Raw genomic sequence first — 14,651 nt, 5'->3', positions numbered from 1 at the left:
TCGTGGAACGACCCATTGGCGTCATTGACTCAGGTGTAGGTGGTTTAACGGTTGCCCAAGAATTGATGCGGCAACTACCTAATGAGCAATTGATTTATTTTGGAGATACATTACGTTGTCCGTATGGTTCAAGGACAAAAGATGAAATCATCCAATTTACTTGGGAAATGGTGCATTTTTTATTTGAAAAAAATATTAAAATGCTAGTAATTGCATGTAACACAGCAACAGCGTATACGCTGAAAAGTTTACAACAACAATTACCTATCCCTGTCATAGGCGTGATTAAGCCAGGAGCAAGAGCAGCTATCAAAGCTACTAAAAATAATGTTGTCGGTGTGATAGGGACTGAAGCTACAGTGAGTAGTAAGGCATATGAAACAGCTCTAAAACAAATTAAACCCGAAATAACTGTACAATCATTAGCTTGTCCATTATTTGTTCCGATGGTAGAGAAAGGTATTTTATCAGGTGAAGAGGCGGAACGAGTTGTCAAACATTCACTTAAATCGCTGATTAAAGACAATCGAATGGATACGCTTGTGCTCGGTTGTACGCATTATCCTTTGCTTAAGGAAACAATTCAATCAGTTATTGGAGATGACTTGACAATTATCTCTTCAAGTGATGAAACAGCGAGAGAAACAAGTGCAATTTTAGAAGTTCATAACTTACTTGCAACAAAACCACGCCAAAACGATCATATTTTTTATACGACAGGCGAACTAGAGATATTTAGACATATTGCTAAAGTGATTTTTAACAACACACCAAAACATATTAAAAAAGTTAAATTATAAGACTAGGATAAAGAACTTCCTAGTCTTTTTTTAGGTCTATTTATGGTTAATAGGTCGTATACATAGGAGTACAAGCTGACATAGGAGGGAATGGCGTGTATAAACGAATACGTTACTCAGGAATCATCCTGATGATATTCATCTTTTTGACAGGATGTTTCAAAGGGGAACAAACTATGGAGGAGATTGATCCGCCAAATGAAACGGAAACGGTTGAAAAAAATGATACAACTTCTGAAGAAACACAATCTGAAGATGCTGAAAAACGACATACTACAACTGTTGCTAGACAATTGTATTTAATAGATACGAATGGAATGGTTGTGCCACAAATACTTGAGCTTCCGTTTCCAGAATCAAAAGAAGTGGCCAAGCAAGTATTAGAATATTTAGTGAAGGAAGGACCTGTTACCCCATTATTACCAAATGGATTTCAAGCTGTTTTACCAGAGGGAACTGAAGTGTTGGGAATTACATTACAAGATGATGGAACAATGGTAGTCGACTTATCTGAAGAATTTAAGAATTATGAAGCGAAAGATGAACAAAAAATACTTCAAGCGATGACTTATACTTTGACACAATTTGAACAAATTAAGAAAATAAAGATATGGTTAAATGGACATCCTTTAGATGAGATGCCTGTTGATGGGACACCTATTTCTAACGGACATTCACGAGCTAATGGGATTAATATCGTTAATTCTGATGTTGTTGATATAGTTATGGGTCAAGCTGTAACATTGCATTTTCCTACAGAATATAACAACATAAGATATTATGTTCCCGTTACGAAATATGTCAGTAAGTCAGATAAAAACATTTACGAATCTGTCGTTTATTCTTTGTTGAATGGACCAGGTCCAGAAACAAATTTAATCCACGTATTTAACTCAGAAACGACTCTCGTCGATTCTCCGGTACTTGAAGATGGCATTCTAAAACTTGTCTTTAGTGAAGATATTCTAAAGAATAAAGAACAAGCAATGATTTCTGATGAAGTGATGGAAACGTTAGTACGTAGTTTAACTGAATTAGAAGAGGTAGAAGGAGTCGATATTAAAGTGGAAAACATGGAAAAGCTCGTGAACGAAAACGGTGAAATATTGAATGAACCCGTGATGAGAAAAAGCGATACAATAATAAGTAAATCATAAAAAAAGAGGCGGTTTAAGCCTCTTTTCATTTGCATATGATAGAAAGGATTAATTTAAAGAAATATGGTAAGCTAGATAATGTTAATGCAAGGAGGAAAAAAATATGGAAAATAGATTGCGACAAGATGATCAATTACGTCCAGTTACAATCATCCCGAACTTCGTTAAGCATCCAGAAGGTTCCGTACTTATTCAAGTCGGCGATACGAAAGTTATATGTAATGCGAGTATAGAGGACCGTGTGCCTCCTTTTTTACGTGGTCAGGGAAAAGGTTGGATCACTGCTGAATATGCGATGTTACCTCGAGCGACTTTAGAGAGAAATATTCGTGAATCATCTCGAGGAAAAGTCAGTGGTCGCACGATGGAGATACAGCGATTGATAGGAAGAGCATTAAGATCGGTTGTTGATTTAGATAAAATGGGTGAAAAAACGGTTTGGGTAGATTGTGACGTGATACAAGCTGATGGGGGAACACGAACAGCTTCAATCACAGGTGCTTTTGTAGCTGTTGCTTTAGCATTTCACCATTTATTAGAAAAAGAAAAAATTAAAGAAATGCCAATAACTGACTTTTTAGCTGCTACTTCTGTTGGTATTATGTCTAATAATCAAGCAGTACTTGACTTAGATTATAAAGAAGACTCAGAAGCAAATGTAGATATGAATATTGTGATGACAGGTTCTGGAGAATTTGTTGAAATTCAAGGAACAGGCGAAGAATCGACATTTAATCATCAACAATTATTACATATGCTTGACTTAGCAAAGACAGGTATTGAACAATTATTTGCTATACAAAAAGACGTTTTAGGAGAACAGATTGTAAATCAAATCGGAAAGAAGAAGGTAGATGAATTGAATGGAGAAAATCATCGTAGCGACGAAGAATAAAGGAAAGGCTGAAGAATTTAAAGCATTTTTTTCAAAGTATGATATCGAGACGATTTCCTTATTAGATTTACCTGATGATATTCCTGATGTAGTGGAGACGGGTATGACATTTCAAGAAAATGCGATTTTAAAAGCAGAAACGATGGCGAATTATCTTGGACAAACGGTATTAGCGGATGATTCTGGTTTAGTTATTGATGCTTTGGGTGGAAAACCAGGTGTCTATTCAGCACGATATGCAGGAGAACCAACAAACGATAAGAAAAATATCGCTAAAGTTTTACAAGAATTAGCATTCGTCCCAGATAAACAAAGAACTGCCCGATTTGTTTGTGTTCTTGCGGTTGCAACGCCTGGAAAAGAAACAGTGACACGGACAGGTTATTGTAACGGAGTGATTTCAGAAGAAATGAAAGGTTCTAATGGATTTGGTTATGATCCGATTTTTATTCCTGAAAACAAGAATATAACGATGGCACAGCTATCAAGTGAAGAGAAAAACGAAATCAGTCATCGTCGTCAAGCGATAATCAAATTGGAAGATTGGCTGAAGAATAATTTATAACCTTTTATTAGGGGATGATTAAATGCGTGTGTTAATCATAAGTGATAGTCATGGTCTTACGAATGAATTAAATGAGATTAAACAACGACATCATGTCGACATGATGATTCATTGTGGAGATTCGGAGTTGTTAATGGATACAAAAGAAATGGCAGGCTTTTTAAAAGTTCGTGGTAATTGTGATCAAGATACACGTTTACAGCATGATATCACGATAACGAAAAATGATGTTACTTTTTTTATTACACATGGTCATTTATATCATGTTAAGCGAGATATAATGACTCTTTCATATCGTGCTGAAGAGGAAAATGCGCAAATCATCTGTTTTGGCCATACGCATATTGCTGGTGCTGAAAAAATCAATCATCAAATTTTCGTAAACCCAGGAAGTATTCGTATACCACGTGGGCGGGTAGAGCCGACCTACGCTGTTTTATATATTGGACAAAATAATGAGCAGGTAAAAGTCGTGTTCTATTCGTTAATGGGAGAAGAAATCTCAGATTTACGCAAGGAATTTACTTTATAACTAGATAATGTAAGACATAGAGTAATGTGAACTGAACAAGTTTAATGGATAGTAAAAAAGAGCGGTTTTAGCTCTATAAGGGCAAAAGCCGCTTTCTTGTATAGTGATGTACAAATACGAGAGTATATGATGCATAAAAAAATGATTAAGCAAGATCGGTTTTGTTAAGTATCAGTAGGTAAGATTGAATATTGCTTAAAAATCGAACGATCATTTAATAAATAACGCTGTAGCCTTGTCGAAAGGTCTACAGCGTTACAATTATTAGCGTCCCAGGAAGGATTCGAACCCTCGGCCCACAGCTTAGAAGGCTGTTGCTCTATCCAACTGAGCTACTGGGACAGATGGAGCGGGTGAAGGGAGTCGAACCCTCGACATCAGCTTGGAAGGCTGAGGTTTTACCACTAAACTACACCCGCAAGTTACTATATCATTTTGGTCACAAGTTTTATTATAGGCATTTTAGTTTTTTTTGTCAATATAAAAAACAACTTTTTTCTTTACGTTTTTATAAATAATATAATTATGTTCATGAGGTTTGTTTTAGACTTTCCCGAATAGTTACTAATTTATATGAGTAACTTGAATTTTTCAATCAATAAATGTTAAACTTTACACACATCAAACAGTTTAAGGAGCACCCTCGAATTGTTGTTTAAAGGAGATGGCCGAACGATTGAACAGAGAAAAAAATAAAGTCATTCTTTTTCCGAAATGGAAAGAGAAATTAGAAGTTAGTAGCTTGCAAGCATTAGAAGAAAAGAATTTTAAAGAAGCTTTAACTCAATTTAATGAACTACTCAAATATGGTGAAGGAACGCATGAAATTATTATAGGTAAATTAATCTGTTTAATAGAATTAGGACAATTTGAAGAGGCGAATGATTTATGTCAACTTGCCATGCGAGATAAAAGCCAGGAAGCTTATTATCATTATGTACACATTTACTTGACTTTGTTACTACAAACAAATCGTTACGAAGATTTAATGGAACGTGTTCAGAAAGAATTAAAAGATCCTAATATGCCAGAAGTCGTAAAAGTTCAATTCCAACAATTGTATGAATGGAGTAAACAAATTCATATTGGGCTTAGAGAAGAAAAAATTTTTCAACACCGTAAAGATTTACGACTAGCTATTCGTGAAAATAAAGTTCAAAGTCAATGGTATCTTGTTAATCGTTTAAGGCAGCTTCATACAAAACCAATGGAAGACATCTATCAATGGTTACAAGATCCATCCATCCACCCAGTTATTAAAACATCGTTATTCCAATGGTTGCAGGACGAACAGATTAGCCGTACAGTGTCGGTTTCAAAACTTGGTCATACGAAATGTTTTATACCTATAAAAACGCCTTCACTTCAAGAAGCCCCACAACGGAACAAAATATTAAACCATATAAGCGATATAGAGCAAAAAAACCCCTCCTTATACGATATGATAAAACAACTTTTAGAAAGATATTTATTTGTAACTTATCCACTGCTTCCAAATGATGAAGAGTTATCTTTCATTGCCGAGGCGATCCGTTTTTTAGGGCATACATATATGAATGGTCAATCAAGTGAAGTTTATGAAGATAAACTTTTATTTTACATAAATGAAATCGAAACGTGTGAAAAACTTTATTTGAGTATTCTAGATGAATGAAGACAATCCTTGAAAGCTATGATAATTATGATATAATGAAGTGGTTATAAACTAGGAAGCTGATACCTTTTTATAGGAATTGGTACGTATTTAATGTAAAGTCATTTATGCTTTACGTTACAAACATGTAGTACTCATACAATAAATTATGTATGGACAATAGATTTTGGAGGGAAAAAAATGACAGCCAAATGGGAAAAAAAAGAAGGTAATGAGGGTGTACTAACATTTGAGGTGAGTGCGGAACAGTTTGAAGAAGCACTTGACCAAGCATTCAAAAAAGTAGTGAAGGACATTGAAGTTCCGGGGTTTCGAAAAGGAAAAGTTCCGCGAATCATATTTGAAAAACGTTTCGGGGTTGAAGCACTATATCAAGATGCTATAGATATTGTGCTTCCTAACGCTTATGTAGAAGCTATTGAAGAAACTAAAATAGAGCCGGTCGATCAACCATCAATTGACATTGAAGAAATTGAAAGAGGAAAGAACCTTGTATTCACTGCTGAAGTAACAGTAAAACCAGAAGTGAAATTAGGTGAATATAAAGGCTTAAAAGTTGAAGCACAAGACGTAACAGTGACAGACGAAGATGTTGAAGAAGAAATCAAACGTGAGCAAGAACGCTTTGCCGAATTAATTGTTAAAGAAGAAGGTACAGTTGAAGAAGGCGATACAGTCGTTATTGATTTTGAAGGATTTATTGACGATGTTGCTTTTGAAGGCGGAAAAGGTGAAAATCACTCACTAGAAATTGGCTCAGGTCAATTTATTCCTGGCTTTGAAGAGCAGCTTGTTGGTAAAGCCAGTGGAGAAGAAACTGATGTTCATGTTACTTTCCCAGAAGAATACCATGCTGAAGACTTAGCTGGTAAAGAAGCGACATTTAAAGTTAAAATTCATGAAATTAAAGTAAAAGAGCTTCCTGAACTAGATGATGAATTTGCTAAAGATGTTGATGATGAAGTAGAAACATTAGACGAACTAAAAGCTAAAAAGAAAGAACAACTTGAAGCACAAAAGAAACAAGATGCTGAAAATCAAACGAAAAACACATTAATTCAAAAAGCAGTTGAAAATGCCGAGGCTGATATTCCAGAAGCAATGATTCATACAGAAGTTGATCGTATGATGAATGAGCTTGAACAAAACTTACAAATGCAAGGTATGACGATTGACATGTATTATCAGTTCTCTGGTCAGGATGAAGCGGCATTAAGAGAGCAAATGAAAGAAGATGCAAAGAAGCGTGTTATGACAAGCCTAACATTAGAAGCCATTGCCCAAACCGAAGAGATCGAAGTATCCGATGAAGATGTTGCAAATGAGATGGAAAAGATGGCTGATATGTATGGTGTCGAAAAAGATCAGATTGAACAGATGCTTGGTGGCAATACAACAATGTTAAAAGATGAATTGAAAATTCAAAAAGCCATCGACTTTTTAGTGGATCAAAGCGAAACAATTGAACAGTAATGGATGAATGATAAACAAGGTGCAAAATAATGCACCTTGTTTTCCTATCTGCATATTAATAAATTCATCATTGTTATATTTTAGTATTGACATATCGTACATAATTATGACTAAAAACATTAAGAACGAGTTATGAGTTTTAAAAAAACATAAAATGAAGTATAATCAAATAAATTGAGTATATAGTAATGGAAAGGTATATTGTTTTGATTTTATAAAGGCTTTTGCTATGATGAAACTAGCCAAGTATAAGTAAGATAGTCGATTTAATTTTAGGGGTGAAAAAATGTTTAAGTTCAATGATGAAAAAGGACAGTTGAAGTGTTCTTTCTGTGGAAAAAGTCAAGAACAAGTCCGTAAACTAGTTGCCGGTCCTGGCGTTTATATATGTGATGAATGTATTGAGTTATGCTCCGAGATTGTTGAAGAAGAATTAGGTACAGAAGAAGAGGTTGAATTTAAAGATATTCCAAAGCCTAAAGAAATATGTGATATTTTAGATGACTATGTGATTGGTCAAGAAAAAGCTAAAAAAAGCTTATCTGTAGCGGTGTATAACCATTATAAACGGATTAATAATGCACAAAGTCAAGATGATGTAGAAATTGCTAAAAGTAATATAGCGATGATTGGTCCCACAGGAAGTGGGAAAACACTATTAGCACAGACGTTAGCAAGAATTTTAAATGTACCGTTTGCTATGGCGGATGCGACATCCTTAACAGAAGCTGGATATGTTGGTGAGGATGTTGAAAATATCTTATTAAAATTAATTCAGGCTGCTGATTATGATGTAGAAAAAGCGGAAAAAGGGATTATTTATATTGATGAAATTGATAAAGTAGCCCGTAAATCTGAAAATCCATCTATTACAAGGGATGTTTCAGGAGAAGGGGTTCAACAAGCTTTATTGAAAATTCTTGAAGGGACTGTAGCAAGTGTCCCACCACAAGGAGGCCGAAAGCATCCCCATCAAGAGTTTATACAAATTGATACGACGAATATACTCTTTATCGTAGGTGGAGCATTTGACGGGATCGATCAAACAATTAAACGCCGATTAGGAAATAAAGTAATCGGCTTTGGAGCCGATGTTGATGGTCAAGATATGGATCAAGGCGAATTATTGTCGAAAGTCTTACCTGAAGATCTATTAAGATATGGCCTTATCCCTGAATTTATTGGTAGATTACCTGTTATTACAAGTCTTGAACCATTAGATGAAGATGCGATGGTACAAATCTTAACAAAACCGAAAAATGCTTTAGTTAAACAATATAGTAAGCTATTCCAAATGGATCAAGTTGAATTAGAATTCGAAGACGAAGCACTTGTAGAAATCGCAAAGAAAGCTATTGAGCGTAAGACGGGTGCACGAGGGCTTCGTTCGATTATTGAAGGTATTATGCTTGATGTGATGTTTGAACTGCCATCACGCCAAGACATTAAGAAATGTATTATTACGAAAGAAACTGTTATAGAAGAAGATGGAAGTCCGAAATTAGTATTCCATGACGGTACCGTGATAGAAAGTAGTGAAAAATTGCCTAAAGAAAGTGCGTGACGTGAAATAAATAGCAATTATGATGAGACTGACTTGGCGTGTCAACTCTTTTTGATACAAGATAAAAAGAAGAGTAGAATGTCTGCCACGGCTCAGTCTCATTATTTTCGTTAAACTGCTTTCTACTTTTAATTTAGGATATACTATTGGATAGAAATACATAAACAAAAGAATCAAATTGCACAGGAGGTTCAAACATGACAAAAGAAAACACCCATTTGCCCCTCTTACCACTTCGTGGGGTCATGGTGTTTCCAACGGTAGTACTTCATTTAGATGTAGGGCGTGATAAATCAATAGCTGCTTTAGAAAGAGCGATGCTTAATAATCAGCATATTTTCTTAGTTGCCCAGAAGAAAATGAGTATTGAAAATCCAAAGCCAGATGATATTTATCGTGTTGGAACAGTCGCAAAAGTAAATCAAATGTTGAAATTACCTAATGGTACATTCCGGGTACTCGTAGAAGGATTATATCGTGCTGAAATCGTTCGTTATGAGGAAGATGATGATTTATACGTAGTAGAAACGATGCGCATGGAAGAAGTTGAAGGCGAAACAAAGGTGACTGAAGCCTTAACTCGCAATTTATTAGACCAGTTTGAACAATATTTGCGCTTATCTCAAAAAGTAAAACGAGAAATTTATACAACAGTATCAGACATAGAAGAGCCAGGCAGGTTAGCGGATATGATTGCCTCTCATCTACCACTTCGTATTCGCGACAAACAAAGGCTTCTTGAAACTACTCATATTCCGGTTCGATTACAACGTCTGATTAAATATGTTTCAAATGAAAAAGAAGTTCTTGACTTAGAAAAGAAAATTGGTCAGCGTGTTAAAACATCCATGGAAGAAACGCAAAAAGAATATTACTTACGAGAGCAATTAAAAGCGATACAAAAAGAACTCGGTGAACGAGATGGTAAATACGGAGAAGTAGAGGAATTGCGTGAAAAAATCGAAACATCTGATATGCCTGAGCGGATACAAGAAGTTGCTTTAAAGGAATTAGCTCGTTATGAACGTGTCCCCCAAAATTCAGCAGAAAGCTCCGTGATTCGAAACTATTTAGATTGGTTACTGACATTACCATGGACGGTCACAACAGAGGATAAAATTGAAATAAACGAAGCTAAAAAAATATTAAATCGTGATCATTATGGCTTAGAAAAGGTAAAAGAACGTATATTAGAATACCTTGCTGTACAGAAATTAACCAAATCTGTAAAAGGACCGATTATTTGTCTTGTCGGGCCACCAGGAGTAGGAAAAACGTCGTTAGCTAAATCAATTGCTGAGGCAATTAATCGTAAATTCGTTCGTATTTCACTTGGTGGTGTACGTGATGAAGCTGAAATAAGAGGACATAGACGTACATATATTGGAGCGATGCCTGGTCGAATTATTCAAGGCATGAAAAAAGCCAAAACGATTAACCCAGTGTTTTTGTTAGATGAGATTGATAAGATGGCAAGTGATTTCCGTGGCGATCCTGCTTCAGCGTTATTAGAAGTATTAGATCCAGAACAAAATCATAATTTTAGTGATCATTTTATTGAAGAGGCATATGATTTATCTCATGTGATGTTTATTGCAACCGCAAACTATGTAAACAATATACCAGCACCATTACTAGATAGAATGGAGCTTATTTCTCTGTCAGGATATACAGAAATGGAAAAGTTCCACATAGCGTCGAAACATTTATTACCGAAGCAACTAAAGGAAAACGGTTTAACGAAAGCAGATTTACAAATTAGGAAACAAGCACTCTTGAAGCTTATTCGTCGCTATACACGAGAGGCAGGAGTTCGTAATTTAGAACGACAATTGGCTACCATCTGTCGTAAAACTGCTAAAATTATCATTTCAGGTGAACAAAAACGGGTCATCGTTACTGAAAAGCGTTTAGAAGATCTATTGGGAAAGCCGATTTATCGTTATGGACAAATGGAAGTGCAGGATCAAGTAGGAACAGCAACAGGGTTAGCTTATACAGCAGCCGGTGGTGACACACTATCTATAGAAGTGGCACATTATCCTGGTAAAGGGAAACTTATTTTAACTGGTAAACTAGGTGATGTGATGCGTGAATCAGCCCAAGCGGCATTTAGTTATATTCGTTCAAGAGCTGATCAACTAAATGTTCCATCAGATTTTCATGAGAAGAATGATATCCACATTCATGTTCCAGAAGGTGCAACACCGAAAGATGGACCATCGGCAGGTATTACGATAGCAACAGCACTCGTCTCTTCATTAACAGGACGTCCAATTAAAAAAGAAGTCGGGATGACTGGTGAAATTACGTTACGTGGGAGAGTACTTCCAATTGGTGGTTTAAAAGAAAAATCGCTTAGTGCGCACCGAGCTGGAATTACAACCATTATTATGCCGAAAGAAAATGAAAAGGACTTAGAAGATATTCCTGAAAGTGTTCGAGAAGAGTTGCAATTTATTCTTGTTGATCATCTGGATCAAGTATTAGAACATGCGTTAGTGGGGGAAGATGATGAAGGTAACTCACGCTGAATTTATGATTAGCGCCACAACAGAAAAACAATATCCAACTGATCGTCTCCCAGAAATTGCCCTGGCGGGACGGTCTAACGTAGGCAAATCTTCATTTATAAATACACTCGTATCTCGAAAAAGTTTAGCCCGTACATCAAGCAAGCCAGGTAAAACACAAACTCTAAATTATTATCGTATTAACGGAAAGTTTTATTTTGTAGATGTGCCAGGCTATGGTTATGCTAAAGTATCAAAAAAGGAACGCGAGAAGTGGGCAATGATGATGGAAACATATTTTCAAAAACGTGAACAATTAAGAGCGGTTTTATTAGTCACAGATTTCAGACATGCACCAACAAAAGATGACGTACAAATGTATGAGTACTTAAAGTTTTATGAGTTTCCTGTTATCGTCATTGCAACGAAGATGGATAAAGTGCCAAAAGGAAAACGTACCTCATATATTAAACGAACGAAAGAAGTATTAAAATTTGTTGACACAGATTATATGGTTCCCTTTTCTGCTTATACAGGTGAAGGGAAGCAAGAAGCCTGGCGATTAATAAAAAAATTTATTTAACAATAAAAAACAACAGCAATGGTTATTCGCTGTTGTTTTATTTATGACGTCGTAATAATAGTATCCCAATTAGAATAAGAGCTACAGGCCAATATGTTTCTATTAGACGAAAAGCATCATTTATCCATGGGAAGTGAGCGGGAATAGCATTTGTATACATGATAAAAATTGCGAAGCCAGACAGAATAAGGCTTTGAAGTAGTCCTTCCCTTGTTTTTAAAAATCGTACAAAAAAAGCGATCCCTATGATTAATATATACATAGCCCAATGATCAATCCAAAAGTCATAGTGTTTGACACCATGAAAATGAATGCCTAATCCGAGTAAAAATGTACCAGTAAAAAGCTGCCCATATTCTTTGGCTTTAGAGCTATAAATTAAAAAAGTTATGCCGATAATAATTAATAAGGTAGGCCAAGAATAAAAATCAGTGAAAATAGGAACCTTTAATTGTCGGAGCAGGAAGTAAATGCCAATCCCAATGAGAAGATAACTTGTAAATAAGCTTTGCTTTTTCATAAATATTTCCACCTCGATTTAAAGTAAAGCAGTTCATTATATATACGAATATCGTACCATATAGTTTCGATTTCTGTTCACAAATACGAAAACATGTCTCATGAAAATATGTTAAAATATAAGAAGGAAATCATTATTACATTAATGAACCTCTTCAACTTATTGGAGGAGATAAGGTGTATATACTAAAAGTCGGTGTTAATCATGTAACCGCTCCAGTAGAAATTCGTGAAAAACTTGCTTTTTCTGAAAATGAATTAGCTGAAGCGATGGTAACGTTAAAAGAACAAAAAAGTATCCTAGAAAATGTCATCCTATCTACATGCAATCGGACGGAAATTTTTGCTGTTGTTGATCAATTGCATACAGGACGATATTATATCAAACAGTTTTTAGAAGACTGGTTCAATATAAAAAAAGAGACGTTTTCTCCCTATTTAGCGATGACTGATGGAGATGATGCGATAGAACATCTCTTTAAGTTAACTGCTGGATTAGACTCGATGATTTTAGGAGAAACACAAATCCTTGGTCAAGTTCGTGATGCCTTTTTCGTCGGACAAAAAGCCGGCACGACAGGCACGATTTTTAATGAGTTATTTAAACAAGCTGTCACTTTTGCTAAACGAGCACATCACGAAACAGCAATTGGTGAAAATGCTGTTTCTGTGAGCTATGCGGCGGTTGAATTGGCGAAAAATATCTTTGCTGATATTACTGATAAACATGTTGTCGTATTAGGTGCTGGGAAAATGGGGGAATTAGCAGCTAAAAATTTACAAGGATCAGGGGTTAAAACGATAACGGTTGTTAATCGGACACTTGAGAACGCTCAAAAATTAGCTGAAAAATTCCAAGCTAAAGCGGTACCATTAACTGATTTATCTCATGTCTTAGAAACAGCTGATATACTGATTAGTTCAACCGGTTCACAAGATATTGTGATGACGAAACGAGATTTAACACCTGTTCTTAAGAAGAGAAAAGGTCGTCCATTATTCTTAGTAGATATCGCTGTTCCACGTGATTTAGATCCTGCTATTGACGAATTAGATGATGTCTTTTTATATGATATTGATAACTTACAACATATCGTTGATGAAAATTTAGAAACGCGCCAAAAAGCAGCAGCACATATTGAATCTATGATTGGTGAAGAAATAATTGCTTTCAATCAATGGGTTAGAACATTAGGTGTTGTTCCGGTAATAATCGGACTTCGCGAAAAAGCATTATCGATTCAGGCAGCGACTATGAAAAGTATTGAAAATAAACTGCCTGATTTAACGGAAAGAGAAAAGAAAATTTTAAACAAACATACAAAAAGTATTGTCAATCAATTATTAAAAGATCCTATTACACAGGCAAAAGAGCTTTCTGGTGCGAAAAATGCCGATAAAGCTTTAGAGTTATTCGTACAAATATTTGGCATTGAAGAGCAAGTTAAGGATCATTTAAAGCAACAAGCTAAGAAAGATCCTGTTACAAAGGAAAAAGTGAAATCAATCTTTCCTTTTTTGGAAAAGCTTGTTTCGGTTAAATAGAAAGGTGAATTATGTTAACAACAATAAACCTTTTAGAGAGCATCTTAATCATATACGGATTAAGTTTAATTATTTATTTTATTGATTTTATACAACATGACCGGAAGGCAAAACGTACTGCCTTCTGGTTACTTTGTATGGTTTTGCTCTTGCAAACCCTTTTTTTATTATATCAAATCATTTGGAATAAAAGTTTTCCGCTTGGTACTTTAATTGATAGTCTTTTTTTCTATAGTTGGATTTTAGTATTATTTTCTATCATTATGAACATTCTCCATGAAAATCAATTTATTATGTTTGTGACTAATATATTTGGTTTTCTTGTTTTGTTAATTCACACGTCGAATATGGCGTGGAATGATATGAAATCAAATGGTATTCAGTTTGCAAATGATATTTTAATCACACATGTTGCTTTAACAATTATTTCTTATGGTTTCTTTACGTTATCTTTTATTTTTTCAATTGGATATTTAGTTCACTATCATTTATTAAAGCATAAAAAACAGTTAAAATGGACCAAGAGAGTTGGAAATTTAACGAAGCTTGATGTTTATTCATTTGGAGCAGTGACAATTGGTACGCCATTATTATTAATCGGTTTGATGCTTGGGTTTGTATGGGCTTTTGTTTCAAATGATGAATTTTATTGGTTCGATATGAAAACAATTGGCTCATTATTCGTTTTTGTTTTTTATATTATTTATTTAGCCTTAAGGTTAATGAAAGGTTATCAGGGGAAATCAATTGCCATCTTTAATACAGTCGCCTTTCTGATGTTACTTGTTAATTTCTTTTTATTTAGTTTATTATCTAATTTTCATTTTTAATGTGATGTAAAGGAGGAAAAT

The 14,651-nt window shown here is 35.0% G+C and carries 13 protein-coding genes and 2 tRNA genes; 12 read left to right on the top strand and 3 right to left on the bottom strand.

Annotated elements, in window-relative coordinates:
- The first annotated feature begins 2 nt into the window (after nucleotides 1-2).
- From racE to HNQ35_RS04205, 5 genes are all read left to right on the top strand, one after another.
- A complete protein-coding gene (gene racE, locus HNQ35_RS04225) occupies nucleotides 3-800 on the top strand; it encodes a glutamate racemase (protein ID WP_146937670.1) in 798 nt (265 codons plus the stop codon).
- 95 nt (nucleotides 801-895) lie between these two features.
- Nucleotides 896-1,957: a GerMN domain-containing protein gene (locus HNQ35_RS04220; protein ID WP_246118076.1), complete on the top strand. Its 1,062-nt coding sequence runs from the start codon at nucleotides 896-898 to the stop codon at nucleotides 1,955-1,957.
- A gap of 103 nt (nucleotides 1,958-2,060) precedes the next feature.
- Nucleotides 2,061-2,852 (top strand): ribonuclease PH, encoded by a 792-nt coding sequence (gene rph, locus HNQ35_RS04215; protein ID WP_146937668.1) that lies wholly within the window; start codon nucleotides 2,061-2,063, stop codon nucleotides 2,850-2,852.
- A complete protein-coding gene (locus tag HNQ35_RS04210) occupies nucleotides 2,821-3,417 on the top strand; it encodes an XTP/dITP diphosphatase (protein ID WP_146937666.1) in 597 nt (198 codons plus the stop codon). Before rph ends, HNQ35_RS04210 begins: the two co-directional genes overlap by 32 nt.
- A 22-nt stretch (nucleotides 3,418-3,439) precedes the next feature.
- Nucleotides 3,440-3,949: a metallophosphoesterase family protein gene (locus tag HNQ35_RS04205; protein WP_146937664.1), complete on the top strand. Its 510-nt coding sequence runs from the start codon at nucleotides 3,440-3,442 to the stop codon at nucleotides 3,947-3,949.
- 268 nt (nucleotides 3,950-4,217) lie between these two features.
- On the opposite strand, the gene HNQ35_RS04200 is transcribed toward HNQ35_RS04205, so the two are convergent.
- Both HNQ35_RS04200 and HNQ35_RS04195 read right to left on the bottom strand, forming a co-directional pair.
- Nucleotides 4,218-4,291, bottom strand: a tRNA-Arg gene (locus HNQ35_RS04200).
- Between the two features lie 3 nt (nucleotides 4,292-4,294).
- Nucleotides 4,295-4,368, bottom strand: a tRNA-Gly gene (locus HNQ35_RS04195).
- A gap of 257 nt (nucleotides 4,369-4,625) precedes the next feature.
- On the opposite strand from HNQ35_RS04195, the gene HNQ35_RS04190 reads away from it, so the two are divergent.
- The 5 genes from HNQ35_RS04190 (at nucleotide 4,626) to yihA (ending at nucleotide 11,736) form a co-directional block, all read left to right on the top strand.
- Nucleotides 4,626-5,603 carry a tetratricopeptide repeat protein gene (locus HNQ35_RS04190; RefSeq protein WP_170226659.1) on the top strand — a complete coding sequence of 326 codons (978 nt, stop codon included), beginning with the start codon at nucleotides 4,626-4,628 and terminating at the stop codon, nucleotides 5,601-5,603.
- A 180-nt stretch (nucleotides 5,604-5,783) separates the two neighbouring features.
- On the top strand, nucleotides 5,784-7,076 hold the full coding sequence (gene tig / locus HNQ35_RS04185; RefSeq protein WP_146937659.1) for a trigger factor: 1,293 nt from the start codon (nucleotides 5,784-5,786) through the stop codon (nucleotides 7,074-7,076).
- A gap of 286 nt (nucleotides 7,077-7,362) precedes the next feature.
- Entirely contained in the window at nucleotides 7,363-8,640 is a 1,278-nt protein-coding gene (gene clpX, locus HNQ35_RS04180) for an ATP-dependent protease ATP-binding subunit ClpX (protein WP_146937657.1), read from the top strand.
- A gap of 197 nt (nucleotides 8,641-8,837) precedes the next feature.
- Nucleotides 8,838-11,174, top strand: coding sequence for an endopeptidase La (lon, locus tag HNQ35_RS04175; RefSeq protein ID WP_146937655.1), 2,337 nt, complete (start codon nucleotides 8,838-8,840; stop codon nucleotides 11,172-11,174).
- A complete protein-coding gene (gene yihA / locus HNQ35_RS04170; RefSeq protein ID WP_146937653.1) occupies nucleotides 11,155-11,736 on the top strand; it encodes a ribosome biogenesis GTP-binding protein YihA/YsxC in 582 nt (193 codons plus the stop codon). The genes lon and yihA overlap by 20 nt, the downstream gene beginning before the upstream one ends.
- A 37-nt stretch (nucleotides 11,737-11,773) precedes the next feature.
- Here the strand turns inward: yihA and HNQ35_RS04165 are convergent, their stop codons facing one another.
- The gene (locus HNQ35_RS04165; protein WP_146937651.1) at nucleotides 11,774-12,256 is read right to left on the bottom strand and encodes a LiaI-LiaF-like domain-containing protein; all 483 of its coding nucleotides are present in this window, start codon (nucleotides 12,254-12,256) and stop codon (nucleotides 11,774-11,776) included.
- Nucleotides 12,257-12,432: 176 nt separating this feature from the next.
- On the opposite strand from HNQ35_RS04165, the gene hemA reads away from it, so the two are divergent.
- Both hemA and ccsA read left to right on the top strand, forming a co-directional pair.
- Nucleotides 12,433-13,800: a glutamyl-tRNA reductase gene (gene hemA / locus HNQ35_RS04160; protein ID WP_146937649.1), complete on the top strand. Its 1,368-nt coding sequence runs from the start codon at nucleotides 12,433-12,435 to the stop codon at nucleotides 13,798-13,800.
- Between the two features lie 11 nt (nucleotides 13,801-13,811).
- Nucleotides 13,812-14,630: a cytochrome c biogenesis protein CcsA gene (gene ccsA / locus HNQ35_RS04155; RefSeq protein WP_146937647.1), complete on the top strand. Its 819-nt coding sequence runs from the start codon at nucleotides 13,812-13,814 to the stop codon at nucleotides 14,628-14,630.
- The last annotated feature ends 21 nt before the right edge of the window (nucleotides 14,631-14,651 follow it).

The sequence above is a fragment of the Cerasibacillus quisquiliarum genome (assembly GCF_014202495.1).
Classification (GTDB): domain Bacteria; phylum Bacillota; class Bacilli; order Bacillales; family Amphibacillaceae; genus Cerasibacillus; species Cerasibacillus quisquiliarum.
The sequence above is the reverse complement of the archived record's forward strand: the minus strand, read 5'-3'. Positions and strand labels throughout refer to the sequence as shown.

What these genes read in the sequence shown, in the direction of transcription:
- rph (WP_146937668.1), top strand. Translation starts at nt 2,061, where the DNA reads ATGGAAAATAGATTGCGACAAGATGATCAATTACGTCCAGTTACAATC.
- HNQ35_RS04210 (WP_146937666.1), top strand. Translation starts at nt 2,821, where the DNA reads ATGGAGAAAATCATCGTAGCGACGAAGAATAAAGGAAAGGCTGAAGAA.
- HNQ35_RS04205 (WP_146937664.1), top strand. Translation starts at nt 3,440, where the DNA reads ATGCGTGTGTTAATCATAAGTGATAGTCATGGTCTTACGAATGAATTA.
- tig (WP_146937659.1), top strand. Translation starts at nt 5,784, where the DNA reads ATGACAGCCAAATGGGAAAAAAAAGAAGGTAATGAGGGTGTACTAACA.
- clpX (WP_146937657.1), top strand. Translation starts at nt 7,363, where the DNA reads ATGTTTAAGTTCAATGATGAAAAAGGACAGTTGAAGTGTTCTTTCTGT.
- lon (WP_146937655.1), top strand. Translation starts at nt 8,838, where the DNA reads ATGACAAAAGAAAACACCCATTTGCCCCTCTTACCACTTCGTGGGGTC.
- yihA (WP_146937653.1), top strand. Translation starts at nt 11,155, where the DNA reads ATGAAGGTAACTCACGCTGAATTTATGATTAGCGCCACAACAGAAAAA.
- HNQ35_RS04165 (WP_146937651.1), bottom strand. Translation starts at nt 12,256, where the DNA reads ATGAAAAAGCAAAGCTTATTTACAAGTTATCTTCTCATTGGGATTGGC.
- ccsA (WP_146937647.1), top strand. Translation starts at nt 13,812, where the DNA reads ATGTTAACAACAATAAACCTTTTAGAGAGCATCTTAATCATATACGGA.